The following is a 25,644-nucleotide window of genomic DNA, read 5'->3' as shown; positions in this document are numbered from 1 at the left end:
TCAGCTCTTGGCCCAGCGCAGTACCTCGCCGAGCACCACCTCCGGCGACTCGACGTGCGGGAAGTGACCCACCTCGTCCAGTAGCCGCCACTCGTACGGGGCGATCACGTACCGCCCGGAGCCTTGCGCCGTCCGGGGCAGCACCGCCGGGTCCAACGCTCCGTGCAGCTGCAACGTCGGTGTCACCAGCGGCTCCTGCAACAGCTTGACGAAGCGGTAGCCGTGCAGCCGCAGCAGCGACCGGAACGCCCAGCGGTATCCCTCCAGCGCGCAGAACGACGCCTGAGGAATCCGCATCGCGGTCCGGCACAGCTGTTCGTACTCGGTGAACCGGGCTCCGCCCGTCCACGCCGACCCACCCCACTGGCGGAGGAACCCACCGACCATCGCCGCGTCGTCGCGGGTCAGCACGTGTTCGTAGCGGGGTAGCTGGAAGCGCAGCGACGGGGTGGAGGCGGCGGCCTGCCCACGCGGGTCGGTGAAGATCGCCGAGCGTAGCCGCAGCGGGTGGGCGGCCCCGATGACAATCAGCCGGCGCACCATCCTCGGGTGGAACGCGGCGGCGGTCCACCCGATCATGCCGCCGAAGCCGGCGCCGACGATGGTCGCCGAGCGCTCGCCGAGCGCCCTGATCATGCCGGTGACGTCGGCGGCCAGCGTGTATCCGTCGTACCCGCGCGGCGGCTTGTCGCTCGCGCCGAAACCGCGCATGTCGACCGCGACGGCACGGTAACCGGCGTCGGCCACCGCCGGCAGCATCTCGTGCCAGGCCCACCAGAACTCGGGAAATCCGTGCAGGAAAAGGACCAGCGGGCCGGTGCCGGCCTCGACCACATGGAACCGGCTGCCGTTGGCACCGACGTACCGGTGCTCCCAGGGGCCCTTGATGAGTACACAGGACTCGTCGACCGGGCCCGCTGTACTGCCACGTTCTCCCATGGCGACAGCGTAGGCCGGCCCCGCACCACCGTATCCGGCCTGGGCAAACAATAGAGGTTGGTTCAGGGCGATCACCGGCGTGGGCTCAGGGTGGTCCACCGGGGGGGTGTCCCTATGGGTTGTGTCAAGCGGCGAGGCGGGGTTCGTCCGCCGGTTTGGGCTGGTATGGGCGTTGGGTGCGGAGCATGGCGTGGAGGACGTCGACGCGGCGGCGGGCGAGGCAGATGAGGGCGGCGTTGTGCTTCTTGCCCTCAGCGCGTTTGCGGTCGTAGTAGGCGCGGCTGAGCGGGTCGGCGAGCGCGGCGAACGCGGACAGGAAGAACGCGCGTTTCAGCTGCTTGTTGCCGCCCTTGGGTGGGTGTTCACCCCGGATGCTGGTGCCGGAGCGGCGGGTGACCGGGGCCAGGCCAGCGTAGGCGGCCAGGTGGCCGGGGGTAGGGAACGAGGTGCCGTCGCCGACTTCGAGCAGGATGCGGGCCGCGGTCCTGACGCCGATGCCGGGCATCGAGGTCAGGACCGGGGCAAGAGGGTGCGCATCAAGCATCCCTTCGACCTGTTCGGCGACCTGGTCGCGTTGGCGCAGCAGGTCACGCAGGCTGTCGGCGAGTCGGGGAAGGACGGTCTCGGCGGCGGTGGTGCCGGGGACCACGACGGTCTGCGCGTCGAGCGCGGTGAGGATCTGGTCGACCAGGCGGGCGCCCATGCGTGGCGCGCGGGCCTTGACGATCTCGGTGAGTTTCGCCCGTCCGGCCCTGCGCAGCCCGGTGGGGCCGCCGCACCGCGAGATGGCTTCCAGGACGGCGGGGTGCTGCAGTTTCGGGCCGAGGACGCGTTCCAGGGGTGGGTGGATCTGGGTGAGCAGGCCCCGGATGCGGTTGGCGACGCGGGTGACCTCGCCGGCGAGGTCGTCGTCGTAGCCGACCATCACCTCCAGTTCGGCCAGGGCGTCGTCGCCGGTGTCGACCCTGCGCAGGGTGTGGGGCAGGGTGCGGGCGGCGTCGGCGATGACGTACGCGTCGCGGGCGTCGGTCTTCGCGGTGCCGGGGTGCAGGTCGGCCAGCCGGCGCATGACCAGACCGGGCAGGTAGGCCACCTGGTGGCCGCAGGCGCGGGCGACCGCGACGGGCAACGCGCCGATCGAGGCGGGCTGGTCGACCACGGCCAGGATCCGGCCGTGCCGGCCCAGCTTGTCGAACAGTTTCCGCAGCCCGGCTTCGGTGTTGGGCAGGGTCGCGTCGTGCAGCCGCCTGCCGTCGCGGTTCAACGCGACCGCGTGGTGTCCTTCCTTGCCGACGTCGAGTCCGATGAAGACGCCGAACCCGTCGTGCACAGCTTGCCTCCTCACCGCGTTGGCGTGGCTCGGCCGCTGGTCACGGCGCCGGACTGCCGGCATCCACGTTACGGAGAGACCTACCCCACGACGGGGTGGCCGGGTCCCTATCAGCGGTCCGCCGACGCCACCCGGCCCGGCGACAACACCCCCCGGATCATGCATACGACAGGGGCATTCAGTCATACCGAGCCGGGCGACCGAGCAGTCCCCGGCTGGGGACGATCAAAAAGGTAACGGGGGCGGACTTCCGCCGCTGGCGGCGGGACCCGGTCGGGCGGCGCTACGGTTGCCGGATGGCCGACGATGCTGCCGGACCCGCGCCGGGCAACCCCCAACCGCCACCCGTCCCGTTGATCAGCGTCGCCGGGCCGCCGGCCGAGTACGGCGCCGGCTACGGTGCGGCGGCAGCATCGGTGATCGCCCGCAACATCGAGCACTACCTGCGGCGGTTTCGCGACGAGGCCGGGTTGAGCAGGTCGGCGGTACGGATCGCCGGCGGGACCTTCCGCAACGCCAGCCGGGCCGCCCACCCGAGGATCGTCGAGGCGCTCGACGCGGTGGCCGGCGGAGCCGGGGTGCACGTCGACGAGGTCTACGCGCTGAACGCCCGTACCGAGCTGCTGTACGGCACCGGGCGGACGGCGGCCGACCCGCCGCCCAGCGACCCCACGGAGCCGGAACCCGCCGATCCCGGCCCCGGCCGCGACGCCGGCCCGGACGGGTCGGCCGGCGGCTGTACGGCGGCCGGGGTGCTCGGCTCGCGGACCGCCGACGGCCACCTGCTGCTCGGGCAGAACTGGGACTGGCATCCCGGCCAGCGGGACACCATGGTGCTGCTGCGGACCACGGACGAGCGAGGGCTGACCGTGCTCACCCTCACCGAGGCGGGCATGCTCGCCAAGGCCGGGCTGAACTCGGCAGGGCTGGGGGTCTGCATCAACATGCTCGGCAGCGACCGGGACGGGCTGGCGCCGGGCCGATCGCCCGGGGTGCCGTACCACGTGCTGCTGCGCGCCGTGCTGGAAGCCGGCAGCCTCGGCCAGGCGACCCGGGTGGCCTGCCGTACCCCCCGGAACGCGTCGATCAACCTGCTGCTCGGCCAGGCCGGCCCGGCCGGTGGGGAACTGCTCGACCTGGAGGTGGTCCCCGGCGACGTCGGGTGGACCCACCCGGTGGACGGGGTGCTCACCCATGCAAACCACCTGGAGACGGCCCTGCCGGTGCGGGACACGACGAAGAACCTCGGCGGCTCGTCGATGTTCCGGGCGGCCCGGGCCCGTCGGCTACTGGCCGAACGGGCGGCCGGTGCGCCGTTGACCCTGGCCGACCTGGCCGACGTGTTCCATGATCATCTGGGTCTGCCGTTGGCGATCTGTCGGCATCTCGACGAGCGGGACGCGCCGGCGGACCAGGCGGAAACGGTCTACTCGGTGCTGATCGACCTGGACGCCCGCCGGCTGGGGCTGGCCGCCGGCCCGCCGTGCCGGCACGAATACCACTGGCTGGAGCTGGCCGACGCCGTCACCGGATGACCTCCGTCCGGATCAGCTGCCAGTGCTGGCCCGGCCCGCAGTGGATCCGGATCCGCAGCGGAGCCACCTTCACCCGGATCCGGGTGTGCTGGGTAAGCGTGGTGCCGTCGTCGCCGTACAGCGCGTGTTCGGTCCCGTCGTCGGTGACCAGCCCGTAGCAGGGTCCGGTGCCACCCCGGGTCACCGTGCCGACCAGCCAGTCGCCGGTGATCAGGTCGGACGGGGTCTTCGGGGGCGTCCCGGGTCGGGGCAGCGTCGGCGGTTCGGTCCGGGACAGGCCCGGCGTTTCGGTCGGCGTCGGGGTCGGTTTCGCCGCTCCGTCGGAACCGCTCTGCGAGGCGTCCGGGGTCGCCGGCATCGGTGCTCCTGAGGTGGGGCCGCCGCCGCAACCAGCGACGGCGATCAGCACCACGCCGGTCAGCATGGCGGCGACGGCCCGGGAGGCTGACTGTCGGATCAGTTTCGGCACTGCCATGCCGGTTGGACGCCGCCCGGCCGGCCGGAGTTCCACCGGCCGGCCGGGACCGCGTCACCGCCGGGTCAGGAGATCCGGATCTTCATCGTGGTGCCGTCCACCGACACCACCCGGATCTTTACGCCGACCGCGGGCAGCTTCACCCCGTGGTTGGGCAGTTCCTCGTAGAAGTACTTCCGGGTGTCGTCGAACAGCGGCTGGGCCGCCTGGCCGCGTACCCAGTGCGGTTCGCCATTGATGTGCAGAGTGAACCCGTCGGCCTTCTTGAGGCTGAACGGCGCGTCGTACACCTGGACCCGGGCCCGCCATGGCGCGCCGGTCAGGTTGTACATCGGCCGCGGCCGCGAGTCGATGTACAGGTTGCGCCCCGCACCCGGGTGCACGTTGGTGTTGTTGTCGACCTGGGAGGTGTCCCAGTACGAAATCAGCAGACCCTCCTGGTACGCGTAGTGGTCCACCATGTCGGGCTTGGTGTCGGCGTACCCGAAGTAGTACGGGCCGGTCTCCAGGTAACGGTCGTACGATACGTACGAGCGGTGCCCGGCGATGTAGTAGTTGTCGTAGTCAGCGGTCACGCTGGCCCCGACCGTGGTCCAACCGTCGAGCGCCCAACCGCCGTCGCCCTCGGCACCGTCGGTGAAGATCGGCGAGCCGTCGGCGGTCACGGTCATCTCGTCACCGAAGAAGCCGCCGTACGCCACCGCGCCGTCGGTGCGGTAGAGCAGCCGGACCAGTGCGGCATCCCCGGCGTACGCGTCCAGCGGCACGTTGATGTCGACCCACTGGCCACCGGTCGAGCTGTCGATCGCCGGGGTGCCGCTGCCGTCGGTGCCGTACGGGACACCGTTGACGGTGCCTTCGAGCGAGGTCCAGCTCGCCCCACCGTCGGCCGATGCCTGGAAGTACAGGTAGTCGTAGTCGTCCTCGATGTCGTAACGCGCCTTCATCGACAGTGCGGCGGTCGAGGCACCGGCGAGGTCGAACTCACGGGTCATCGTGTTGCTCATGTCGTCTCCGTTGCCGGAGAAGTACTGCAGCTCACCGGCGTACGGCTCGCCGAGCTCGGTGGTGACCTCCTTCTTCGGCAGCACGACGACGACCGCCTGGGCCCGCTTGGTGTTGTACTCCTGCGGACCCAGGTGCAGGGTGCGTTTCTGCCCGGCCACCACCACTTCGTAGTCCAGCCAGCCCAGCTGGAGCTTGTTCCATGCGCCGAGGTCACCGGGGCGCTCGCCGATCCCGCCGTCGGTGGCGGCACCGAGGCGGCTCTGCGCCATCAGCGTCCAGTGCTCGTTGTTGTTGTCACCGCCGCCGGAGGTGTCGTAGTCGTCCGGCAGGCCCAGGTCGTGGCCGTACTCGTGGACGAAGACGCTCAGTCCACCGTTCTCCGGCTGGATGGTGTAGTCGCCGATCCACAGCCCGCTGTCGCCGATCTGGGTGCCACCGGCCGGGTTCTGCGCCGGGCCGGTCAGCCCGATGTCGGTGGCGAAGGCGTACCAGCGGTGGCTCCAGATCGCGTCCTCACCCTGCCACGGGTCACGGTCGGCCTGGTCGCCACCGGCGTGCACGATCTGGAAGTGGTCGATGTAGCCGTCGGCCTCGTTGAAGTCGCCGTCGCCGTCGTAGTCGTACCGGTCCCACTTGTCGAACTCACGCAGCTCGGCGGCGATCTCCTCGTCGGTGCGGCCGAGCGCCTGCTGGTCGGCGACCCACTGGTTGGCGGCATCGCGCAGCAGCTGCCAGACGTTGCTGCAGACGTTGCCGCCGCACAGGTCGCGACCGTACCGGGCCTCGTTGTAGCGGACCTTCACCCAGTCGGTGACGGTGCCCTCGACGCTGTACCGCCCGGAGGACTGGGTCTCGTAGTAGGTCTTGACCGACTCGACGCCTTCACCGGCGCCGAAGTACAGCTCCCGGTAGTGGTCGGCGGAGTAGTCGGCCTGCCAGATGGTGGTGTTGTCGACCGTCCGGTCCGGCTCGGGGATCTCGTTGTGCAGCGGTCCGTCGAACCGGGCCGGGCCGTCCCAGTCCGGGTTGCTGTCCACGTCCGGGTAGCTGGGGTGCCGCTCGTTGCCGAACTCGGCCAGGATCACGAAGATCCGGTCGGTGGTCTCCCGCTCCAGCTCGACGTACTGGTCCTTGCCGGACCCGGCGCCGCCACGGGCGGCCCGGCCGGCGATGCCGGTGCCCGACGTCTCACCGACCTTCGCGACGGTGCTCGCGCCGCGCCGTTCCGGGGTGAGCCGGCCACTGACCACTTCGCTCACTGCGCGTTCGCGCAGCTCACGTCGCTTTTCGCCGAGCGGGTTGGGCAGGTCGTCGAGGCTCGGGGTTTCGGCCCGGGAAGGAGCCGCCACCGGTGTGTCCACCGATGGTGCGGCCATCGCCGTCGCGGGTAGAGCAAAGCCCATGCCCGAGGCGAGCGACACGGTGAGCATCCCCACCATGACTTTGCGCACCTGGATACCTCCGGTTCGGGGGAATCAACGCCGCCACTTGGGTGAGGGCGGCACGATGTCCGGATGATGTGGCCACCGTTGTTGGGGCCACCGTGAACCTAGTCACCCGAGGGAACCCCTGTGAAGGTCAATGCGTCGATTTGTTTCACGCTCCCGGCTGGATCGCCCTGATATGTCACAACGATCACGGGGTGAAAATGGCCGGCCCGGCCGCCGAAGCGACCGGGCCGGCCTCGAGTCGTCCACGTCGGCGGCCCGCCGGGACCGCGCCACCACCGGCGGCGGACGTCAGTCGCCGTCGGACTTGCCGCCCTGCATGCCGGAGGAGATCAGCTCCATCACGGTGGAGTCCTGCAGCGTGGTCACGTCGCCGAGCGACCGGTTCTCGGCGACGTCCCGCAGCAACCGGCGCATGATCTTGCCGGAGCGGGTCTTCGGCAGCTCCGGCACCAGCATGATCTGGCGGGGCTTGGCGATCGGCCCGAGTGTACGCGCGACATGGTTGCGCAGCTCCTGGATCAGCGCCTCGCCGGCCTCACCCGCGATGTCCGCGCTGCCGCGCGGGATGGTGAACGCGACGATGGCCTGACCGGTGGTCGGGTCGGTGGCGCCCACCACGGCGGCCTCCGCCACCGACGGGTGCGACACCAGCGCCGACTCCACCTCGGTGGTGGAAATGTTGTGCCCGGAGACCAGCATCACGTCGTCCACCCGGCCAAGCAGCCAGATGTGCCCGTCGGCGTCCTTCTTGGCCCCGTCACCGGCGAAGTACATCTTGTCGAACCGGGACCAGTAGGTGTCAATGAACCGCTGGTCGTCGCCCCAGATGGTGCGCAGCATCGACGGCCACGGCTCGCGCAGCACCAGGTAGCCGCCACCACCGTCGGGCACCGACTCGGCCTGGTCGTCGACCACGTCGGCGCTGATCCCGGGCAGCGGGGTCATCGCGCTGCCCGGCTTGGTGGCGGTCACCCCGGGCAACGGCGAGATCATGATCGAGCCCGTCTCGGTCTGCCACCAGGTGTCCACGACCGGGCACCGGCCCCCGCCGATGTGTTGCCGGTACCACATCCAGGCCTCCGGGTTGATCGGCTCACCGACGCTGCCGAGCAGCCGCAGCGAACTGAGGTCGTACCCGGCCGGGATGTCCTCGCCCCACTTCATCATGGTGCGGATCAGCGTCGGCGCGGTGTAGAGGATGCTCACCTTGTACTTCTGCACCAGCTCCCAGAACCGGCCCTGGTGCGGGGTGTCCGGGGTGCCCTCGTACATCAGCTGGGTGGCACCGTTGGACAGCGGACCGTACACGATGTACGAATGCCCGGTGACCCAGCCGATGTCGGCGGTGCACCAGTAGACGTCGGTCTCCGGCTTGAGGTCGAAGACCGCGTGCTGGGTGTAGGACGCCTGGGTCAGGTAGCCGCCGCTGGTGTGCAGGATGCCCTTCGGCTTGGCCGTGGTGCCGCTGGTGTAGAGGATGAACAGCGGCTGCTCGGCGTCGAACGGCTGCGCCTCGTGCTCGGTGTTCGCCTTCTCCACTGTCTCGTGCCACCAGTGGTCCTTGTCGGTCCAGGTGACCTCCTCGCCGGTCCGCCGGACCACCAGAACGTGCTCCACCGACGGGCACCGGGCCACCGCCTCGTCGACGGTCGGCTTCAGGGCCGAGGGCTTGCCGCGCCGGTAGCCGCCGTCGGCGGTGATGATCACCTTGGCGCTGGCGTCCTGTACCCGGCCGGAGAGCGCGTCGACCGAGAAGCCGCCGAACACGACGTTGTGCGTCGCGCCGATCCGGGCGCAGGCCAGCATGGCGACCGCGGCCTCCGGGATCATCGGCAGGTAGATCGCCACCCGGTCACCCGCCGTCACACCGAGGTCGGTCAGCGCGTTCGCCGCCTGGCAGGTCATCCGGTGCAGGTCGGCGTAGGTGATGGTGCGGGTGTCGCCCGGCTCGCCCTCCCAGTGGATGGCGACCCGGTCGCCGGCCCCGGCGGCGACGTGCCGGTCCAGACAGTTGTACGCGACGTTGAGCTGACCGCCGACGAACCACTTGGCGAACGGCGGGTTGGACCAGTCCAGCACCTGGTCCCACTCCTTGGCCCAGTGCAGCCGGCGGGCCTGGCCCGCCCAGAAGCCAAGTCGGTCGGCGGCTGCCTGGTCGTACCCGGCCGCGGTGACGTTGGCCGCCCCGGCCAGCTCGGCGGGCGGCTCGAACCGGCGATTCTCCTGAAGCAGATTCTCCAGCGTTTCGCTCATGCGTGGGGCTCCTCACACGTCGCTTGACTTGCTCCGAGGTTAGTGTCGCCGTCCCGCCGGCACGAGACTTGGCGGATACCCGGGTACCCATCGCGCGCCGAGCGGCCACACCGGCGCGGCGGGCGGTTCGGCTGGCCAAGCTTGTACCGTGTCGTTGGTGACCGAGACCGACCCGCTGGCCCCGCTGCTCGACCTCGCCGACGTGGCACCCGCGCTGGACCGCGCCCGCGAGCAGGTCGACGGCGCGTTGCGGCACCGGGCGCTGCGTCGGCACGGCGGGGCGGTGGCGGCCGAGATCAGCCTCCGCTCGGCGGTGGCCAGTGCCGCGTTGGACGGGCACGATCATCCGGTCGCCGACGTACGCGCCGGGACGGTGACCGATCCGGTGGTGCAGGGGGCCCTGCGGGTGGCCGAGGCGGTTCCCACGCTGGCCGACCGCTGGCCCCGTACCCCCCGTCAGGTGCTGGCCCGGTTGCACGTGCTCGCCGCGCGCGGACTGGTGCCGGCCGACCAGCTGGGGCGTCCAGCCGCCGGGCCGGGCGTGACGGTGGGGCCGGATGCGGCGCCGCGGCTGGACGGGGTCTGCGCGCTGGTCGGCGGCGGCACCTCGGTGCCGGCGCTGCTGCTGGCCGCCGTGGTGCACGCCGAGCTGCTCGCGTTGCGGCCGTTCGCCGGGCCGGGCGGGGTGGTGGCCCGGTCCGCCGCGCGGCTCACCCTGGTCGCGGCCGGCACGGACCCGCGTGGCCTGCTCGCCGTCGAGGTCGGCCACCACGAACGGCAACCCGAGTACGTGGGTTCAGCGGGCGCCTTCGCGACGGGTACGCCGGACGGTGTCCGCTCCTGGCTGCGGCACTATCTGACCGCGGTCGAGCTGGGCGCGCAGGAGCTGACCCGGGTCGCCGACGAGGTGCTGGCCAACGCCTGAGCCGCGCGACCGGGTCGGCTGGACGACCGGTTCAGGTGCGGGGTCAGGCCGAGGCTGTCTTTGTCCGGCGGTGCCGGCCGTACCAGGCGATGCCGATCGCGACCCCGACCCCGACGCTCAACGCGGCGGCTGCCACCGGGACCGCCGGCCGCTCCCGCAACCTGCGGCCGAGCGGGATCGGGTGGCGGAAGGCGAGGACCGGCCAGCCCTGCTCGGTGGCGAGCTTGCGGAGCTGGCGGTCCGGGTTGACCACCGTCGGGTGCCCGACGCATTCGAGCATCGGTACGTCGGTGACCGAGTCGGAGTAGGCGTAGCACTCGGCGAGGTCGTATCCGCGCTGCTCAGCGAGCTCGGTGACGCCGGTGACCTTGGCTGCCCCAGCCGCGTAGAACTCGATTTCTCCGCTGTACCGGCCGTTCTCCACGGCCATCCGGGTGGCGATCACGTCGGTGACGCCGAGCAGTTCGCCGATCGGGCGTACCATCTCCTCGCCCGACGCGGAGACCAGCACCACGTCCCGCCCGGCGTTCTGGTGCTCCTCGATCAGCGCCGCCGCCTCGGCGTAGACGTACGGGTTGATCAGCTCATGCAACGTCTCCGCGACGATCTGGCGGACCTGCTCCACCTGCCAGCCCTTGCACAGCGCGGCCAGGTAGTCGCGGGTGCGGGCCATGGTCTGCTCGTCGGAGCCGCCGAGCCGAAACATCAGCTGGGCGTACGCCGACTTGACCACGTCCCGCCTGGTGATCAGCCCGTCGCGGTAGAACGGCCGGCCGAACGCCAAGGCGCTGGACTTGGCGATGACAGTCTTGTCGAGATCAAAAAAAGCGGCGCTGCGGCCCACGACGGTGCAGTCTAGCCGGAGCGGGACGTCGGCGACGGCCGGTGCGTCGTCGCCGGTCGGCGACGGGGATCCCCCGGGATCTGATCCGACGATCAGGAAGCTGAGTGGCCCAACCTGCGTCCCGTGCCGGCAGCGGTGCGACTGCCGGTGAGAACGCCACTCGACGGGTGGCGGTCTGCTCAGGCATGCTTGTCATGACACAGTTATCTTTCCGTCCCAGGCTTCATCCGGAAGACACTCGGCGGTTGCACCCCCCCGTGACCGCTGAGCGGGTTCGGCTCGACCCCCCCCGGAGCCGAACCCCAGGCGACCCCCGTCTCCCCCCGGCGGGGGTCGTCGCTATTCCTGGCATGTTCCGGCTCCCGGCGTCCTGCGCGTCCGGTCGTCCTGCCTAACAGATCAGCTGACCGGCGTCGGCGTTGTCCACAGGCGGTCCCGTTGTCCACAGGCAGCCCCGCCGAGGGCACGCCGGCACCGGGTCGGCACCCACAGTTGCGGCATCCCTCACCGACCGCAGGAGGTCCGGATGCCGCCGCGCACCAGCATCGCCGTACCCCGTCGGCTGCCACTGGTCGTCACCGCAGACGAACGGCTGCTCGACGACCTGCTGCGCCTTGCGGCGCTCGCCGGCACCGACGTCGACCTGGCGGCCGACCCAGCCGCCGCCCGGTCCCGGCAGGCCGCCGCCCCGCTCGTCCTGGTCGGTGCCGACCAGGCGGACGCCTACCTGCGGGCCAGAATGCCCCGCCGACCCCGGCTGGTCCTGGTCGGCCGGGCCGACCAGGACCAGCCATGGCAGGTCGCCGAACTGCTCGGCGCCGAGCACGTCGCGATCCTGCCGGCGGCGGAGCCGTGGCTGGTCGACCGCCTCACCGACAACGGCGGCACCGACAAACCAGCCGCAGCTGTCATCGGGGTGATCGGCGGCCGGGGCGGGGCCGGCGCCAGCGTGCTGGCCGGTGCCCTGTCGGTCACCGCCGCCCGGCTCGGGCTGCGTAGCTTGCTGGTTGACGCCGACCCGCTCGGTGGCGGCCTCGATCTGGTCCTCGGCTGGGAGCAGATCGACGGGTTGCGCTGGCCGGCGCTTGCCGACAGCGACGGCCGGATCGACCCGTCGGCGCTGGCCGGCGCGCTGCCCTGCCGGGGCGACCTCGGGCTGCTCTCCTGGGACCGGGGCGAACCGTTGCCCCTGCCCGCCGCCACGATGACCGCCGCCCTGGACGCGGCCCGGCGGGAGCGCGACGTGGTCGTCGTCGACCTGCCCCGCCGGCCCGACGACGCCGCGATCGCCGCGATGCACGCCACCGACCGGGTCCTGGTGCTGGTTCCGGCCGAGTTGCGGGCCACGGCGGCGACCGCCCGGGTGATCACCGACATCCAACCGCACTGCACCGACCTGTCGCTGGTCGTGCGCGGGCCGGCCCCGGGTCGGCTGCGGGCCCGGGAGATCGGGCGGACCCTGGGGCTGCCGGTGACCGGGGTGCTGCAACCTGAGCCACGAGTCAGCCGAGGGCTGGAGCGCGGTGACGCTCCAGGTTCGTCGGGCCGGGGTCCGTTGGCGGAGTTGTGCCAGCGGGTCGTCGCCGGCCTGGTCGACCGTACGGCGGCAGCGTCGTGACAGCGGGTTCGGCCCGTTCGGGCGCGGGTGACCGACGTTCTGGTGAAACGGCCTCCAAGCACCCGCCGCTATCGCAGTTCTGCTATAATTCTCAGGTATCATGGCCGGTCTACTACCACCCCGGGGCGGAAGCTGAGTTGCGCGAGTTGCCCGCTGTCGAGCGGGTAGCGATCGGCCATGCAGTAGACAAATTGGTAGCAATCGGGCCAAACCTGGGGTACCCGCACTCGAGCGACATCAAGACAGCTACCAGCCTCCGGGAGCTACGCCCACGAGCCGGCAGTAGTCGCTGGCGAGCCCTTTATCGCCAGGTCGGCAACGCCTACGTCCTCGGAGCCATCGCCCCCGAGGCCAGTGTCAACCCACGAGCCTTCTGGAAGGCAATCGCCGCAGCAGAGAAGCGCATCGACGAAGTGAAGGGCGACGAGTGATGAACCTGTCTGATCTGAAGGCCTCGGCCCAAGTCCACGGCGAGCAGCGCCACGACCCAGAGTTTCGCTCGGAGTGGGACCGCACAGCGTTCGCCAACGACGTCGCGCTGCGAATCTTGCGCTACCGCCAGGAACATGGCCTCACCCAGGCGGGGCTTGCCCGCGAGGTCGGGATGACTCAGTCGGTGATCGCGCGCCTTGAGTCGGGCGATCAGCCTCCGTCGATCGCGACCCTGGTCAAGCTGTCGAAGGGCACAGGCATGGATTTCAATATCAAGGTCAGCGGCGGTGCTGTCGAGTTCATCGCAGCCTGACTACCTGCCCTGACGCCAGGGTCTGGCCCTGGTCCTGGTTGTGGGATCAGGGGCAGACAGTCGTCTAGGTCATTGGTCGAACTGGCCGATCTTGATCCCCTTGACGAAGCCGGTCCAGGTGTCGGCGGTGAACGACAGCGCCGGTCCGGCCTGGTCCTTGCTGTCGCGGACCAGGACGGCTCGGCTGGGGTTGGCGACCTCGACACAGTCCCCGCCGGCGTTGCTGCGGGTGCTCTTCTTCCACGCGAGTTCGGTCATGACGGTTCCTCCGCGATCGATGCGATGAGTTTGCGAGACTGCGCCTCGCTGAGTGCCGTGGACTCGACGGCTGACCAGACCTCCTCGTACGCCGCCGCCTCGGCGGGCTTGTCGAGGTAGAGGGCGCCGGTCAGTCCGTCGGCGTAGATGATCGTCGGTTCGTCGGAGCCGTCGAAATCCAGGATGGTGAACGCGCCGTTCGCCAACGTGGCGCGGTGCAGGCCTGCGCTGAACGGCACCACCCGGACGGAGACGTTGGGCTGGCGGCTGACGGTGACGATCAGGTTGAGCTGCTCGGCGTCGATGTCGCGCCGGAGCACAGCCTCGTCGAGGATGATGTCGACCTGCGGCGCGGGTGGGGTGGCTCGGGTCAGCAGTGCCTGACGGTCGAGCCGCAAGGCGACCCCTCGGTCGATGTCCTCGCGCTTCATATCGGGGCGTCCGGCCTCGTATACCCGGGTCGCGTACGCCTTGGTCTGCAGAAGGCCGGGGACCAGGTGCGCCTCGTACTTGCGCAGCCGGGTCGCGCCTGACTCAAGGCCGACGTACAGCTCGAACCACTCGGGGATGGCGTCGCCGTACGAGTGCCACCAGCCACGGGCCCTGGTCTCCTTGGCGAGCCCCATCAACGCCTCGGTGATTTCTGGTGACGCTCCGTAGACCTTGCACATGGCTTCGACGTCGAGGGACCGCATCGACGTGGCACCGGTTTCGATGCGCCAGATCTTGGGCGTGGACCATTCCAGTGCGGTGGCCGCAGCCTTCACGGTCATGCGGGCCTCCTCGCGGAGCTGCCGTAGATGCCTGCCGAGCTGTCGTCTCGGGACGGTCGAGCCGGTGTCGGTCGTCACTGGATTCTCCTCTCCGTGACTACACACCGGGCGACATTCGCACTCGATGTGTAGCACCCATCGACCACGCTCGGCAATGAAACATCACTAGGTGAAGTATCGTCAAGCGTTTCATCTAAAATGTAATATTGCATTGACGGTGGTTCGTGGGAACCATGGTTGCTGGGTGTGGCGGTCGGATGACCGATAGGCCCGGCCGTCAAATCCCCTCACTGAAGGAGGGGCGGATGACCCAGCGTGTCAGCTACGAGGCGTACGTCGTCGCAGTCGCACGGACTCTGGCCAGGCGACACCGGCCGGTGTGGTCCTGGAGCAAGTGGCAGCAGGTCTGTCGGTGCGGGGCGGCGCTGCCCTGCCGGGCGGGGCACCGGATACCGATCAACCGGGGTCACTGGCCAGGGGAGGGCGCGTGAGCTTCCACATCCCGATCCAGCCGGCGTGGACCTGCGCGGGATGCGCGGATCCGTGGCCCTCACCCGTCGTGAGGAGCTGCTCGCGGAGTACGCGGGGGCGACGGTGTCGCTGTCGGGCTATATGGCGACCTGTCTGCTTGACGCGATGATCGACCTGGCGGACAACCGCAGCGAATACCTGTACTGGCGATTCATGGGGTGGTGACGCTGATGTCGGTCATCCGGCCCGGTGACGAGGACATGCACTTCGAGGACGGTTCGCACCGCTGGTACCCGTTCGATCCCGCCGACGACGACCAGCAGGCGTGGGAGGACCGGGTGCACGAGCACAAGCGTCAGCACCGTGAGGAGGAGCCGCGCCCCCGCAAGCGCTGGCCACGCCGCTCGATCTGACCCTGCCGGTTCATTGCCTACGCGGCCGCCGTAGCAGATCACCTCCGGCCGGGAGGAGTTATCCACAGGCAGGTCGGTTGTCCACAGCCTGCCTGATCGTCCAGGCATGAACGCCGCGTCAGCGTCCACAGTTTCGGCATCGCTTCCCGAGCCGTAGGAGGGCTCAGATGCCGCCGCTGTACCCCGTCACGGTTCGCCGCACCTGTACGCCGCTCGTCACCGCCGAGGGAAGACCTCGGCGTAACGTCGCGGGCCTGGTCGATCGTGCGGTGGTGGCGTCATGACGGCCGGGTCGGCCCGTACGGGCGGTTTCGCCGCGCCGGCCGGGTGGCCGGGTGGTGCGAATGTCGACGAGGCGGCGGTGGCGGCCCGCGTACGGGAGCGGTTCGTCGCGGACGGCACGTCGGTGACGCCGGCGTCGGTGGTCGGTGCGGTCCGGGCCGAGCCGGGGGCGGCGTTGCGAGGTGACGTCGGGTTGTTGCGGCTGGCCGACCGGGTGCACGGTGAGTTGGCCGGGGCGGGGCCGTTGGCGCCGTTGCTGGCCGATGTGCGGGTGACCGACGTTCTGGTGAACGGCACCCAGGTGTGGGTGGACCGGGGTGCCGGGTTGGAGCGGGCGGCGGTGGGCGTCGGTTCGGTGGACGAGGTACGCCGGTTGGCGCAGCGGTTGGCGGCTGCCTGTGGGCGTCGGCTCGATGACGGTTGCCCGTACGTCGATGCCCGGTTGCCCGACGGTACCCGGTTGCACGCGGTGTTGCCGCCGGTGGCGGCGACGGGGCCGTACCTGTCGTTGCGGACCTTCCGGCAGCGTCCGTTCCAGCTGGCCGAGCTGGTGGGCAACGGCATGGTCGATCCGCCGGTGGCGGAGCTGCTGCAGGCGGTGGTGGCGGGGCGGCTGGCGTACCTGATCGCGGGCGGCACGGGGTCGGGCAAGACGACGCTGTTGAACACGCTGCTCGGGTTGGTGCCGGCCGACGAGCGGATCGTGATGGTGGAGGACGCGGCCGAGTTGCGGCCGGAGCATCCGCACGTGGTGACGTTGCAGGCCCGGACAGCCAACGTCGAGGGGGTCGGGTCGGTCGGGCTCGGTGCGTTGGTCCGGCAGGCGTTGCGGATGCGGCCGGACCGGCTGGTCGTCGGTGAGTGCCGGGGCGCCGAGGTCGTCGACCTGCTGGCCGCGCTCAACACCGGCCACGACGGCGGCGCCGGAACCCTGCACGCGAACGCGGCCAGCGACGTGCCGGCCCGGCTGGAGGCGTTGGGGCTGCTCGGTGGGCTGCCCCGCGCCGCCTTGCATGCGCAGATCGCGGCCGCCATCCAGGTGGTCGTCCAGTTGCGCCGGTTCGCCGGGCGGCGATTCGTTGACGCGATCTGTCTGCTCACCCCGCACGGGCCGGAGCGGCTCATCACGGTCACCCCGGCCTGGCGGCGCGGGGCCGGGCCGCAACCGGCCGGCCCGATCCTGGCCAGGTTGCTCGCCGAACGCGGCGTACCGGTGCCGGCGGTGCTCGACAGCCGGGGGCCGCGATGAGCCTGCGACCCGGCACGTCGCACCGGCGTTGGCCGCTTCGGCTGCGCCGCCCGTGGGGACACCGTCGTCGGCTGCTGGCCGTGACCGGTCCGACCCCGGTCCGGTCCAGTGGCGGTCCGAACTCGCCACCACCAACCACCGTTCCGTTCAGCGTCCGGCTGCGGTCCCGGGCGCTGTGGCTCGGCAGCGCCGCGTGCCGCCATCCGCGCCGGGCGCTCGTGGCCGTCGCCGGCACCGGCGGGCTCGCCGCCGGCTGGCTGGGCGGGCCGGTGGCGGCGACGATCGCCGCCGCGTACCTGGGGCTCGGCCTGCGAACGGCAGCGAACCGGGCCGCCGCCAAGGCCCGGCGGGACCGGCGGGTACGGCAGTTGGACGCACTGGCCGCGCACGCCGCCGACCTGCGGGCGGGCCTGCCAGCGGGGCCGATGACGTTGCGGGACCCGGGCCCAACGACGGGCACCGCCGCCACCCGGCTCGCCGGCCTGTCGACCGCCGCCGTACGGCTGGCGGAGCGCACCGGCGCGCCACTGGCCGACCTGATCGAACGGATCGAAGCCGACGCCCGTGCGCTGGACCGGTCGCGGGACGCTGCCGCCGCGCAGGCCGCCGGTGCGCAGATGACCGCCTGGCTACTGGCCGGCCTGCCCGCCGGCGGCCTGGCCCTCGGCTACAGCATCGGGGTGGATCCGGTAGCGGTGCTGTTGCGGACTCCGATCGGCGCGGCCTGCGCGCTCGCCGCCGTGGCGCTGCAGGTCGCCGGGCTGGCCTGGACCGAGCGGCTGAACCGGGCACCGGAGGCGACCAGCTGATGGCCGGTACCCGCGTGATGCTGCCGCCGGCGGTCCGCCCGGTCACGGCACTCGCCACCCGTCGCCGGCTCGCCCGGCTCAGTGACAGTCCGCCACCGGAGCCCGACCTGTCGCGGCTCGTCCGCCCGGTCGCGGTGCTGTCCGGCCTGGCGGTGCTGGTGATCGGCGGCGGTTGGCTCTCCGTGCCGCTGGCCATCGCGGCCGCTGCCGGTGTCGACCGGGCGCTGCGCCGGATCGAGCCGCCGTCGGTACGCCGTCGGCGGCTGCGCGCGGCAGCCGACCTGCCGCTGGCCGCCGATCTGCTGGCGGCGGCGCTGCGCGCCGGAGCGCCGGTGGATCGGGCAATGGTCGCGGTGGCCGACGCGCTGGCCGGGCCGCTCGGTGCCCGGCTGAGCCGGGTGGCTCGGGCGTTGCGGCTCGGTGCCGAGCCGGCCGAGGCGTGGCGGCATCTTGACGCGGTCCCGGGCGGCGAGCGCCTGGCCGCCGCCGCGATCCGCTCCGCGGCCAGCGGCGCCGCCCTCGCCGGTGCGGCGACCAGGCTCGCCGACGATCTGCGGGCCGGTCGTTCGGCGGCGGCCGAGGCGGCGGCCCGCCGCGCCGGAGTGCTGATCGTGCTTCCCCTCGGGCTGTGTTTTCTGCCCGCCTTCATTCTCGCCGGTCTGGTGCCGGTGATCGTCGCCGTCCTCGGCGACGTCCTCTGAGGAAAGGAGTCATCATGCGGTCGACGAAGGTTCCGCCCGACGCGGCGGCGGACCCGGCAGCGGCAGCGGCCACGGCGGTGCCCGGTCGGTGGCGCGGCCAGCTGGCCGGCCGGTTGCGCGACGACGCCGGGATGAACACCGCCGAGTACGCCGTCGGCACCCTGGCCGCCGTCGCCTTCGCCGGGATTCTGCTCAAGGTGTTGACCAGCGAGGGCGTGCAGGCTGCCCTCGCCTCGGTCATCGATCGGGCGCTCGGATGAGGCCGCGCCGGCAGGCCGGCGGTGACCGGGGCTCGTTCACCGCCGAGTTGGCCGCCGGCCTGCCGGCGCTGGTGCTGCTGCTGGCGGTGGGGCTGTCCGCCGTCAGCGCCGTGGTCACCAAGTCCGAGTGTCTCGACATGGCACGGTCGGTCGCGCTGGCCACCGCCCGGGGCGACCGCGATGCGGCGGCCCTGGCCGGACCGCCGGGAGCCGAGGTCTCCGTGGCCGTCGACGGTGACCTGGTCACCGTCACGGTCCGGGCACCGCTGCGGGCGTTGGGTGCCCGGCTCGGGCCGGCGTCGGTCACCGCGTCCGTGACCGCTGCGGTCGAGCCGGGCGTCACTGGGACCGCAGCCGGTGTATCTGGGAGCGCAGTAAGCAGCGGTGCCGTCGGCGGTGGTGACGGCGCGGGATCGCTGCCGGAGCGTCACCGGTGACCGGCCGACGATGTCGGCGTGGGCCGCGTGACCCAGGCCGCCCACGCCGGCCCGGGGTCGACGCCGGGCAGCGCGGCAGCGCCAGCCTGTGGCTGCTCGCTGTCGGGTTGACGCTGGTCGCCGCCGGCATCGCCGGTGCACTGATCGGTGCGGTCCGCCTCGCCCGCCAGCAGGCCTCGGTGGCCGCCGACCTGGCCGCGCTCGCCGGTGCCGCCCGGGTGTTCGCCGGCCCCGGCGCGGTCTGCGACCGGGCGGCCGAGGTTGCCGGACGCAACGGCGGACGGTTGCGTGCCTGCACCGTCGACGGGCTGGAGGTGGTGGTCACCGTCGAGGTGACGCCACTTCCGGCCACCGGCGTCGGCCGGCCGGTGAGGGTGACCGCCCGAGCCGGTCCGCTGCGGGCCGACCCGTGGGAGGGTGCCGCCGCGCGGGCCGATCCCGGGTCAGCGCGGCGGGCCGTCGGCGGTGGTGGCGTGCATGGCCCAGCGGGAAATCACCTGGTGGATGTTGTAGAGCCGCTGCTGAATCAGTTCGAGGCGTTCCGCCTGGGCCAGGGCCGCGTACCCCTGGGCCAGGGCGATCTGCTGGTCGACGGTGAGGTTCTGCGGGTCGATCGAGTAGAGCAGTTCGACGGTGTCGGCCACGGTGTCGGCCACGGCGTTCTCCTCCGGTGGCGTGGTGGAAGCGCTCCCACGTCTAATCTATCCAGATCAGGAGAAATTCATGCCAGTAGATCGCACATGGTCTGGTGCCGGATCAGTCAGCGCTTTCCGGCAGGCTGGCCAGCACCACGTCGAGCACCCGGACCGCGTCGGCCTTGCCCAGCGGGTTGTTGCCGTTGCCGCACTTCGGCGACTGCACGCAGGACGGGCAGCCGGTCTCGCAGCCACACGCGGCGATCAGATCGCGGGTGGCCCCCAACCAGGTCCGGGCCGCCTGGTAGGCGCGTTCGGCGAACCCGGCGCCCCCGGGGTGGCCGTCGTAGACGAACACCGTCGGCGCCTCGGTGTCAGCGTGCCCGGCGGTGGAGAGTCCGCCGATGTCCCACCGGTCGCAGGTGGCGATCAGCGGCAGCAGGCCGATCGCCGCGTGCTCGGCGGCGTGCAGCGCGCCGGGCACGTCCGCCGGCTCGACCCCGGCGGCGGCGAGCGCGGCCGGCGAGACGGTGAACCACACGGCGACGGTGCGCAACTGTCGGGCCGGCAGGTCCAGTGGTCGGGTGTCCAGCACCTCGCCCGACCCGATCCGGCGCCGCTGGTAGGAGACGACCTGGCTGGTCACGTCGACGTCGCCGACGAACAGGCCGACCGGGCCGGCGTCGCGGTACTCGCGTACCGCCGCCACCGACAGCGAGGTGACCTCCCGGGCGTGGGTGGACCAGTCCGGCTCCTCGGCGTGCACCAGCGCGCACGCCCCGTCCAGGTCGAGGTCGTCCACCACGTACGACCCGCCCTGGTGCAGGTAGACCGCGCCCGGATGGATGAGGAAGTGTGACGAGCCGGGGTCGACCGTGCCGAGCAGCCGACCGGTCGAGGTCTCCACGACGTCGACCGGGGTGCCGCCCTCGCCGCGCAGGTCGACCTCGGGACGGCCGGCGGCGGTCCAGTACCACCCGGTGGGGCGTCGCCGCAGCAGCCCGGCGGCGACCAGCTCGTCCAGCGTCTGCTTGACCGACGCGCCACCGAACAGTTCGATGTCGGCCGAGGTCAGCGCACCCTCGGCGGCCGCGCAGCACAGTTGCGGCCCGAGCACGTAAGGATTGGTCGGGTCGAGCACCGTCGCCTCCACCGGCCGGCCGAAGACCGCCTCCGGATGGTGCACCAGGTAGGTGTCGAGCGGGTCGTCCCGGGCGATCAGCACCGCCAGCGCCTCGCGTCCGGCGCGTCCGGCCCGCCCGGCCTGCTGCCACAGCGACGCCCGGGTGCCGGGGTACCCGCAGATCAGCACCGCGTCCAGACCGACCAGGTCCACCCCGAGCTCGAGGGCGTTCGTCGAGGCCAGCCCGAGCAGTTCGCCGGAGGTGAGCGCACGCTCCAACGCCCGTCGCTCCTCGGCCAGGAAACCCGCCCGGTACGCCGCCACCCGGTCGCCGAGCCCGGGAGCCACCTCGTCAAGTGCCCGGCGCGCGTTGCTGGCCACCACCTCCGCCCCGCGCCGGGACCGGACGAACGCGAGCGTGCGGACCCCGGCGGCGACCGCGTCGGCGAGCAGATCGGCGCTTTCCCGCAGCGCCGACCGCCGTACCGGGGTGAGATCGTCGGTGTCGGCGCGGGCACCGGGCAGCAGCGGCGGCTCCCACAGCGCGAAGGTCACCGCCCCGCGCGGGGCGCTGTCCTCGGTGACCGGCTCCACCGGCAGCCCGGTCAGCTGGCTGCCCGCCCGCGCCGGCTCTCCCGAGGTCGCCGACGCCAGGATGAACACCGGCGTGCCGGGCCCGGTGGTGGGCCGGGCTCCGGACCCGAGGGCGGGTCGGGCGCTGGGCACGGTACCGGGCCGGACCCGCTGGTACCGCTCGGTCTGGCGACGCAGCCGACGCAGTACGTGGGCCACGTGCGAGCCGAACACGCCCCGGTAGCTGTGGCACTCGTCGACGATGACGTAGGTCAGCCGGCGGAGGAAGTTCGACCAGGCCCCGTGCCGGGGCAGGATTCCTCGATGCAGCATGTCCGGATTCGTCAGCACAAAGCGGGCGTGCTGCCGAATCCAGGCCCGCTCCGGCTGCGGGGTGTCGCCGTCGTAGCAGGCCGGCCGTACTCCGTCGAGTCCCAGCTCGGCGACGGCGCGCAACTGGTCGGCGGCGAGTGCCTTCGTCGGCGCCAGGTACAGCACGGTGGCCCGAGGGTCGGCCAGCAGCTTCGCCAACGCCGGCAGCAGGTACGCCAGCGACTTGCCGGACCCGGTGCCGGTGGCGACGATGACGTGCCGGCCGGAGTGGGCCAGCTCGGCTGCGTACGCCTGGTGCCGCCAAGGCTGCTGGACCCCGCGTGCGGTCAACACGTCCCGCAGGTCGGCGGGTACCCAGTCGGGCCACGGCGCGGTGGCACCGGGGCGCACCGGCAACCGCTCGACATGGGTGACCGTGGGTGCTGCCTGGTGCGTCGGGGCGGCCCCGGACTGGCGTGGCAGTTCCCCGGCGGCGCCCCACCGACGCAGCAACCCCGCCGGGTCCGAACCCGGTCCGGGCGTTACGGTGGCGGGTGAGGTCACGTCTGCACTCTCGCACCGGGGTGCCGACGTCGGCATCCCGGGGTAGGTATGCGGGGTGCAGGGAGATCATCGACCGTGCGGAGTCGCGCGGCGCAACCGCGCCGCGCGGTGGTTAGATGCCATAGGCGTGCATCGCAGCCGAGGAGGGGACCGATGGAGCTGTCGCTGTCGACTCGCACCGTTGGCGAGTACACGGTGCTGGAGGTCGGCGGCGAAGTGGACGTCTATACCGCTCCCCGGCTGCGGGAGCGGTTGATCGAGCTGATCGACGCCGGCAACCACAAGATCGTCGTTGATCTCCACCGGGTCGACTTCCTCGACTCCACCGGGCTCGGCGTGCTGGTCGGCGCGCTGAAGCGACTCCGCCCGGCCGGCGGCACCTTTGGGCTGGTCTGCGACAAGGAGTCCCTGCTGAAGATCTTCCGGATCACCGCGCTGGACCAGGTCTTCCCGATCTTCCCGACCGTACAGGCCGCCACCGGTGGGGAACCGGATGGCTCAGCTGGCGCAGCGCCGACGGCGTGATGGCCACCGTCCGCCTCTCGTTCTCCCCGGCGCCGGTGCACGTGCGCACCGCCCGCCTGGTCGGCGTCGCCGTCGCCCGCCGGGCCGGGGTGGCCGAGGAGTTGCTCGACGAGGTCCGGCTGGCGATCGGCGAGGCCTGTACCCGGGCCGTCGCCCTGCACCGCCAGTACGGGCTGGCCGACCTGGTTCAGGTGGAGATGTCCGATGAGGAGACCTACACCGTACGGGTCATCGACCGGGCCCCGATCGAAGCCGGGCTCGGTCTGAGCGCGTTGCCGCCCGACGAACTGGCCGACGAGTCGTTGACCGACGAGGCCCTGACGGTCGGTGTCGGTTTCGCCCTGCTGGCCGGTTTCGTCGAGGACCTCCAGGTGCGGCCGGTCGACGAAGGTGTCGGGACCGAGGTGCGGATGGTCTGGCCGGTCGGCCGGTGAGACCCGCGTCGGCCCCGCCCACCAGCTGAAGATCAACCTCCGTCGTCACAACTGTCCGTTCCGCCTGCAGGAATGGTCCACAACTCGGTGGGTGGACGGTGTGACCTGCCTTACCCGGTCCGGCTAGAGTACGCGGGTTATCACCAACTGTCCTGGCCCCACAAACCTGTGGGTGCCAGCAGACCTCGTTGCTCCCCGCGTGGAGTCGCCCCGCCGGTTCGTCCACCGACCGGGGCGAGCGTTCGGTACAGGAGGACACTGATGTCCGGGACCACCTTGGCCGCCGAAGGCGGCGGGCTGTCCCTTACCGGCACACACCTGACGTACGTCGTCATCGCCGCGGTCATCGCGCTGGTGGCGCTGGGTTTCGCCGCCGCCCTGGTACGGGCGGTGCTGGCGACCGGTAAGGGCACCACGAACATGCAGGAAATCGCCGGCGCCGTGCAGGAAGGCGCGTCGGCGTACCTGTTCCGCCAGTTCAAAACCCTCGGCGTGTTCGTCGTACTCGCCGTCATACTGCTCTTCCTGCTCCCTGTGCACGAGACACAGGGCAGCGAGATGATGGTGAAGGTCGGTCGATCCGTCTTCTTCGTGGTGGGCGCGGTGTTCAGCGCGTTCATCGGCGGTGCCGGGATGGCGCTGGCCACCCGGGCGAACCTGCGGGTCGCCGCGGCGGCCGGCACCGGCACCGGTGGCCGGGAGAACGCGATGAAGATCGCCTTCCGGACCGGCGGCGTGGTCGGCTTCCTCACGGTGGGCCTCGGCCTGTTCGGCGCGGCCCTGGTGGTCGTCCTCTACCGGGTCGACGCACCGACCGTGCTGGAGGGCTTCGGCTTCGGCGCGGCCCTGCTGGCCATGTTCATGCGGGTCGGCGGCGGCATCTTCACCAAGGCCGCCGACGTCGGCGCCGACCTGGTCGGCAAGGTCGAGCAGGGCATCCCGGAGGACGACGCCCGTAACCCGGCGACCATCGCCGACAACGTGGGCGACAACGTCGGTGACTGCGCCGGCATGGCCGCCGACCTGTTCGAGTCGTACGCGGTGACCCTGGTCGCCGCGCTGATCCTGGGCCGGGCCGCGTTCGGCGAGGAAGGCCTGGTCTTCCCGTTGATCGTCTCCACCATCGGTGCGGTGATCGCGCTGTTCGGCGTACTGATCACCCGGCTGCGTCCATCGGACCGCAACGGCATGGTGGCGATCAACCGGGCGTTCTTCACCTCGGCGGTGCTGGCCGCGGTGCTGGTCGCCGTCGCCGCCCTCCTCTACCTGCCGGGCAGCTGGACCGAGTTGCTCGGCGACGACTGGCGTGCGCAGCTCGGTGTCGACGACGGGGCCGACCTGCCGCTGTCCCCGGCCGGCCTGGCCGTCGGCGCGGTGCTCATCGGCATCGTGCTGGCCGCCGCGATCCAGCTGCTCACCGGCTACTTCACCGAAGTGCACCGCCGCCCGGTGCAGGACATCGGCAAGAGTTCGCAGACCGGCGCGGCCACCGTCATCCTGGCCGGCATCAGCGTCGGCCTGGAATCGGCGGTCTACTCGGCGCTGCTGGTCGGCGCCGGGGTGTTCGGGGCGTACCTGCTCGGTGGCGGCTCCATCACCCTGTCGCTGTTCGCCGTGGCGCTGGCCGGTACCGGCCTGCTCACCACGGTCGGCGTGATCGTGGCGATGGACACCTTCGGCCCGATCTCCGACAACGCGCAGGGCATCGCCGAGATGTCCGGTGACATCGACGAGGCCGGCGCCCGTACCCTCACCGAGCTGGACGCGGTCGGCAACACCACCAAGGCGATCACCAAGGGCATCGCGATCGCCACCGCCGTGCTCGCCGCGACGGCGCTGTTCGGCTCCTACACCGACACGGTCAGCATCGCGCTGAACGACGCCGGGATCGACGACGTGCCGGGCTACCTGGCCGACTCGCTCAACGTCGCCAACCCGGGCAACCTGGTCGGACTGATCATCGGTGCCGCAGTGGTCTTCCTCTTCTCCGGGCTGGCCATCAACGCGGTGTCCCGCTCGGCCGGCGCCGTCGTGCTGGAGGTCCGCCGCCAGTTCCGCGACAACCCCGGAATCATGGAGCGGACCCAACGGCCGGAGTACGGCAAGGTGGTCGACATCTGCACCCGTGACGCCCAGCGGGAGCTGCTCACCCCGGGTCTGCTGGCGGTGCTCGCGCCGATCGCGGTCGGTTTCGGCCTCGGTGCCGGTGCGCTCGCCGCGTACCTGGCCGGCGCGATCGGCACCGGTGTGCTGATGGCGGTGTTCCTGGCCAACTCGGGCGGTGCCTGGGACAACGCCAAGAAGCTGGTGGAGGACGGCGCGCACGGCGGCAAGGGTTCCGAGGCGCATGCCGCCACGGTCATCGGCGACACCGTCGGCGACCCGTTCAAGGACACCGCAGGTCCGGCGATCAACCCGCTGCTCAAGGTGATGAATCTGGTGGCGCTGCTGATCGCCCCCGCAGTGATCATGTGGGGCGTGGGCACCGACCAGAACGACCCGCTGCGCATCGCCATCGCGGTGGTGGCGACCCTGGTCGTGGTGGCCGCGGTGGTGTTCACCAAGCGCAAGCCGATGGCGATGGGGGAGAACATCGACGGCGGCCCGGCCGGTGGCGGCAGCGCCGGGTCCGAATCGGAGCGGGTGAGCGTCTGACCGACCGGTGGCTCCACCCGATCCTTGTGGACCGGGTGGAGCCACCG

General features: G+C 71.5%; 26 protein-coding genes and 1 pseudogene. 17 read left to right on the top strand and 10 right to left on the bottom strand.

Annotated elements, in window-relative coordinates; genetic code table 11:
* Both ACFHWS_RS17400 and ACFHWS_RS17395 read right to left on the bottom strand, forming a co-directional pair.
* A complete protein-coding gene (locus tag ACFHWS_RS17400; protein WP_416556490.1) occupies positions 1–939 on the bottom strand; it encodes an alpha/beta fold hydrolase in 939 nt (312 codons plus the stop codon).
* Between the two features lie 124 nt (positions 940–1,063).
* Positions 1,064–2,284 carry an IS110 family transposase gene (locus tag ACFHWS_RS17395; RefSeq protein ID WP_416568561.1) on the bottom strand — a complete coding sequence of 407 codons (1,221 nt, stop codon included), beginning with the start codon at positions 2,282–2,284 and terminating at the stop codon, positions 1,064–1,066.
* 281 nt (positions 2,285–2,565) lie between these two features.
* Here ACFHWS_RS17395 and ACFHWS_RS17390 point away from each other — a divergent pair, with 281 nt between their 5' ends.
* The gene (locus tag ACFHWS_RS17390; RefSeq protein WP_416568560.1) at positions 2,566–3,804 is read left to right on the top strand and encodes a C45 family autoproteolytic acyltransferase/hydolase; all 1,239 of its coding nucleotides are present in this window, start codon (positions 2,566–2,568) and stop codon (positions 3,802–3,804) included.
* On the opposite strand, the gene ACFHWS_RS17385 is transcribed toward ACFHWS_RS17390, so the two are convergent.
* The 3 genes from ACFHWS_RS17385 to acs form a co-directional block, all read right to left on the bottom strand.
* The gene (locus ACFHWS_RS17385; protein ID WP_416556435.1) at positions 3,794–4,279 is read right to left on the bottom strand and encodes a hypothetical protein; all 486 of its coding nucleotides are present in this window, start codon (positions 4,277–4,279) and stop codon (positions 3,794–3,796) included. The genes ACFHWS_RS17390 and ACFHWS_RS17385 overlap by 11 nt on opposite strands.
* Before the next feature lie 65 nt (positions 4,280–4,344).
* Entirely contained in the window at positions 4,345–6,723 is a 2,379-nt protein-coding gene (locus ACFHWS_RS17380; protein WP_416556486.1) for an immune inhibitor A domain-containing protein, read from the bottom strand.
* A 303-nt stretch (positions 6,724–7,026) separates the two neighbouring features.
* The gene (acs, locus tag ACFHWS_RS17375) at positions 7,027–8,991 is read right to left on the bottom strand and encodes an acetate--CoA ligase (protein ID WP_416568559.1); all 1,965 of its coding nucleotides are present in this window, start codon (positions 8,989–8,991) and stop codon (positions 7,027–7,029) included.
* Positions 8,992–9,148: 157 nt separating this feature from the next.
* Here acs and ACFHWS_RS17370 point away from each other — a divergent pair, with 157 nt between their 5' ends.
* On the top strand, positions 9,149–9,916 hold the full coding sequence (locus tag ACFHWS_RS17370; RefSeq protein WP_416568558.1) for an oxidoreductase: 768 nt from the start codon (positions 9,149–9,151) through the stop codon (positions 9,914–9,916).
* 43 nt (positions 9,917–9,959) lie between these two features.
* Here ACFHWS_RS17370 and ACFHWS_RS17365 read toward each other — a convergent pair whose 3' ends face one another.
* Positions 9,960–10,760: an HAD family hydrolase gene (locus ACFHWS_RS17365; RefSeq protein ID WP_123604345.1), complete on the bottom strand. Its 801-nt coding sequence runs from the start codon at positions 10,758–10,760 to the stop codon at positions 9,960–9,962.
* 526 nt (positions 10,761–11,286) lie between these two features.
* On the opposite strand from ACFHWS_RS17365, the gene ssd reads away from it, so the two are divergent.
* From ssd to ACFHWS_RS17350, 3 genes are all read left to right on the top strand, one after another.
* Positions 11,287–12,378: a septum site-determining protein Ssd gene (gene ssd / locus ACFHWS_RS17360; RefSeq protein ID WP_416556438.1), complete on the top strand. Its 1,092-nt coding sequence runs from the start codon at positions 11,287–11,289 to the stop codon at positions 12,376–12,378.
* A gap of 137 nt (positions 12,379–12,515) precedes the next feature.
* Complete coding sequence (locus ACFHWS_RS17355; RefSeq protein WP_416568557.1) at positions 12,516–12,809, top strand: type II toxin-antitoxin system RelE/ParE family toxin; 294 nt, start codon at positions 12,516–12,518, stop codon at positions 12,807–12,809.
* Positions 12,809–13,123: a helix-turn-helix domain-containing protein gene (locus tag ACFHWS_RS17350; RefSeq protein WP_416556440.1), complete on the top strand. Its 315-nt coding sequence runs from the start codon at positions 12,809–12,811 to the stop codon at positions 13,121–13,123. The genes ACFHWS_RS17355 and ACFHWS_RS17350 overlap by 1 nt, the downstream gene beginning before the upstream one ends.
* 69 nt (positions 13,124–13,192) lie before the next feature.
* Here ACFHWS_RS17350 and ACFHWS_RS17345 read toward each other — a convergent pair whose 3' ends face one another.
* On the bottom strand, positions 13,193–13,381 hold the full coding sequence (locus ACFHWS_RS17345; RefSeq protein ID WP_416556441.1) for a DUF397 domain-containing protein: 189 nt from the start codon (positions 13,379–13,381) through the stop codon (positions 13,193–13,195).
* The gene (locus ACFHWS_RS17340) at positions 13,378–14,232 is read right to left on the bottom strand and encodes a helix-turn-helix domain-containing protein (protein WP_416556442.1); all 855 of its coding nucleotides are present in this window, start codon (positions 14,230–14,232) and stop codon (positions 13,378–13,380) included. Before ACFHWS_RS17340 ends, ACFHWS_RS17345 begins: the two co-directional genes overlap by 4 nt.
* A gap of 227 nt (positions 14,233–14,459) precedes the next feature.
* Between ACFHWS_RS17340 and ACFHWS_RS17335 the strand changes: the two genes are divergently transcribed.
* From ACFHWS_RS17335 to ACFHWS_RS17295, 9 genes and pseudogenes are all read left to right on the top strand, one after another.
* Positions 14,460–14,645 carry a hypothetical protein gene (locus tag ACFHWS_RS17335; RefSeq protein ID WP_416568556.1) on the top strand — a complete coding sequence of 62 codons (186 nt, stop codon included), beginning with the start codon at positions 14,460–14,462 and terminating at the stop codon, positions 14,643–14,645.
* 25 nt (positions 14,646–14,670) lie between these two features.
* Positions 14,671–14,850, top strand: coding sequence for a hypothetical protein (locus tag ACFHWS_RS17330; protein WP_416568555.1), 180 nt, complete (start codon positions 14,671–14,673; stop codon positions 14,848–14,850).
* A 5-nt stretch (positions 14,851–14,855) separates the two neighbouring features.
* On the top strand, positions 14,856–15,038 hold the full coding sequence (locus tag ACFHWS_RS17325; protein ID WP_281552073.1) for a hypothetical protein: 183 nt from the start codon (positions 14,856–14,858) through the stop codon (positions 15,036–15,038).
* Positions 15,039–15,318: 280 nt separating this feature from the next.
* Positions 15,319–16,569 (top strand): TadA family conjugal transfer-associated ATPase, encoded by a 1,251-nt coding sequence (locus ACFHWS_RS17320; protein ID WP_416568554.1) that lies wholly within the window; start codon positions 15,319–15,321, stop codon positions 16,567–16,569.
* Entirely contained in the window at positions 16,566–17,378 is an 813-nt protein-coding gene (locus tag ACFHWS_RS17315) for a type II secretion system F family protein (protein WP_416568553.1), read from the top strand. Before ACFHWS_RS17320 ends, ACFHWS_RS17315 begins: the two co-directional genes overlap by 4 nt.
* The gene (locus ACFHWS_RS17310) at positions 17,378–18,079 is read left to right on the top strand and encodes a type II secretion system F family protein (protein ID WP_416556447.1); all 702 of its coding nucleotides are present in this window, start codon (positions 17,378–17,380) and stop codon (positions 18,077–18,079) included. The genes ACFHWS_RS17315 and ACFHWS_RS17310 overlap by 1 nt, the downstream gene beginning before the upstream one ends.
* Before the next feature lie 131 nt (positions 18,080–18,210).
* A complete protein-coding gene (locus ACFHWS_RS17305) occupies positions 18,211–18,339 on the top strand; it encodes a DUF4244 domain-containing protein (RefSeq protein ID WP_233606454.1) in 129 nt (42 codons plus the stop codon).
* A complete protein-coding gene (locus tag ACFHWS_RS17300; RefSeq protein WP_416556448.1) occupies positions 18,336–18,776 on the top strand; it encodes a TadE family type IV pilus minor pilin in 441 nt (146 codons plus the stop codon). The genes ACFHWS_RS17305 and ACFHWS_RS17300 overlap by 4 nt, the downstream gene beginning before the upstream one ends.
* A pseudogene (locus ACFHWS_RS17295) lies at positions 18,773–19,111 on the top strand (Rv3654c family TadE-like protein); the annotation flags it as partial. The gene ACFHWS_RS17300 and the pseudogene ACFHWS_RS17295, both read left to right, overlap by 4 nt.
* A 108-nt stretch (positions 19,112–19,219) precedes the next feature.
* Here the strand turns inward: ACFHWS_RS17295 and ACFHWS_RS17290 are convergent.
* Positions 19,220–19,432 carry a hypothetical protein gene (locus tag ACFHWS_RS17290; RefSeq protein WP_416568552.1) on the bottom strand — a complete coding sequence of 71 codons (213 nt, stop codon included), beginning with the start codon at positions 19,430–19,432 and terminating at the stop codon, positions 19,220–19,222.
* Positions 19,433–19,532: 100 nt separating this feature from the next.
* The gene (locus ACFHWS_RS17285) at positions 19,533–21,983 is read right to left on the bottom strand and encodes a DEAD/DEAH box helicase (RefSeq protein ID WP_416568551.1); all 2,451 of its coding nucleotides are present in this window, start codon (positions 21,981–21,983) and stop codon (positions 19,533–19,535) included.
* A 153-nt stretch (positions 21,984–22,136) separates the two neighbouring features.
* Here ACFHWS_RS17285 and ACFHWS_RS17280 point away from each other — a divergent pair, with 153 nt between their 5' ends.
* The 3 genes from ACFHWS_RS17280 to ACFHWS_RS17270 all read left to right on the top strand — a co-directional run bounded on the left by ACFHWS_RS17280 (position 22,137) and on the right by ACFHWS_RS17270 (position 25,597).
* Positions 22,137–22,508: an STAS domain-containing protein gene (locus ACFHWS_RS17280; protein WP_123604332.1), complete on the top strand. Its 372-nt coding sequence runs from the start codon at positions 22,137–22,139 to the stop codon at positions 22,506–22,508.
* Positions 22,505–22,942, top strand: a complete 438-nt coding sequence (locus ACFHWS_RS17275) for an ATP-binding protein (protein WP_278173352.1) — start codon at positions 22,505–22,507, stop codon at positions 22,940–22,942. The genes ACFHWS_RS17280 and ACFHWS_RS17275 overlap by 4 nt, the downstream gene beginning before the upstream one ends.
* A 261-nt stretch (positions 22,943–23,203) precedes the next feature.
* Entirely contained in the window at positions 23,204–25,597 is a 2,394-nt protein-coding gene (locus tag ACFHWS_RS17270) for a sodium-translocating pyrophosphatase (RefSeq protein ID WP_416556451.1), read from the top strand.
* Positions 25,598–25,644 lie beyond the last annotated feature (47 nt).

This window comes from Micromonospora sp. LOL_013 (genome assembly GCF_048060315.1).
Classification (GTDB): Bacteria; Actinomycetota; Actinomycetes; order Mycobacteriales; family Micromonosporaceae; genus Micromonospora_E.
This window is presented reverse-complemented; position numbering and strand designations above follow the sequence as displayed.

What these genes read in the sequence shown, in the direction of transcription:
- ACFHWS_RS17325 (WP_281552073.1), top strand. Translation starts at nt 14,856, where the DNA reads ATGTCGGTCATCCGGCCCGGTGACGAGGACATGCACTTCGAGGACGGT.
- ACFHWS_RS17305 (WP_233606454.1), top strand. Translation starts at nt 18,211, where the DNA reads ATGAACACCGCCGAGTACGCCGTCGGCACCCTGGCCGCCGTCGCCTTC.
- ACFHWS_RS17350 (WP_416556440.1), top strand. Translation starts at nt 12,809, where the DNA reads ATGAACCTGTCTGATCTGAAGGCCTCGGCCCAAGTCCACGGCGAGCAG.
- ACFHWS_RS17315 (WP_416568553.1), top strand. Translation starts at nt 16,566, where the DNA reads ATGAGCCTGCGACCCGGCACGTCGCACCGGCGTTGGCCGCTTCGGCTG.
- ssd (WP_416556438.1), top strand. Translation starts at nt 11,287, where the DNA reads ATGCCGCCGCGCACCAGCATCGCCGTACCCCGTCGGCTGCCACTGGTC.
- ACFHWS_RS17320 (WP_416568554.1), top strand. Translation starts at nt 15,319, where the DNA reads ATGACGGCCGGGTCGGCCCGTACGGGCGGTTTCGCCGCGCCGGCCGGG.
- ACFHWS_RS17300 (WP_416556448.1), top strand. Translation starts at nt 18,336, where the DNA reads ATGAGGCCGCGCCGGCAGGCCGGCGGTGACCGGGGCTCGTTCACCGCC.
- ACFHWS_RS17310 (WP_416556447.1), top strand. Translation starts at nt 17,378, where the DNA reads ATGGCCGGTACCCGCGTGATGCTGCCGCCGGCGGTCCGCCCGGTCACG.
- ACFHWS_RS17400 (WP_416556490.1), bottom strand. Translation starts at nt 939, where the DNA reads ATGGGAGAACGTGGCAGTACAGCGGGCCCGGTCGACGAGTCCTGTGTA.
- ACFHWS_RS17390 (WP_416568560.1), top strand. Translation starts at nt 2,566, where the DNA reads ATGGCCGACGATGCTGCCGGACCCGCGCCGGGCAACCCCCAACCGCCA.
- ACFHWS_RS17385 (WP_416556435.1), bottom strand. Translation starts at nt 4,279, where the DNA reads ATGGCAGTGCCGAAACTGATCCGACAGTCAGCCTCCCGGGCCGTCGCC.
- ACFHWS_RS17345 (WP_416556441.1), bottom strand. Translation starts at nt 13,381, where the DNA reads ATGACCGAACTCGCGTGGAAGAAGAGCACCCGCAGCAACGCCGGCGGG.
- ACFHWS_RS17335 (WP_416568556.1), top strand. Translation starts at nt 14,460, where the DNA reads ATGACCCAGCGTGTCAGCTACGAGGCGTACGTCGTCGCAGTCGCACGG.
- ACFHWS_RS17280 (WP_123604332.1), top strand. Translation starts at nt 22,137, where the DNA reads ATGGAGCTGTCGCTGTCGACTCGCACCGTTGGCGAGTACACGGTGCTG.
- acs (WP_416568559.1), bottom strand. Translation starts at nt 8,991, where the DNA reads ATGAGCGAAACGCTGGAGAATCTGCTTCAGGAGAATCGCCGGTTCGAG.
- ACFHWS_RS17270 (WP_416556451.1), top strand. Translation starts at nt 23,204, where the DNA reads ATGTCCGGGACCACCTTGGCCGCCGAAGGCGGCGGGCTGTCCCTTACC.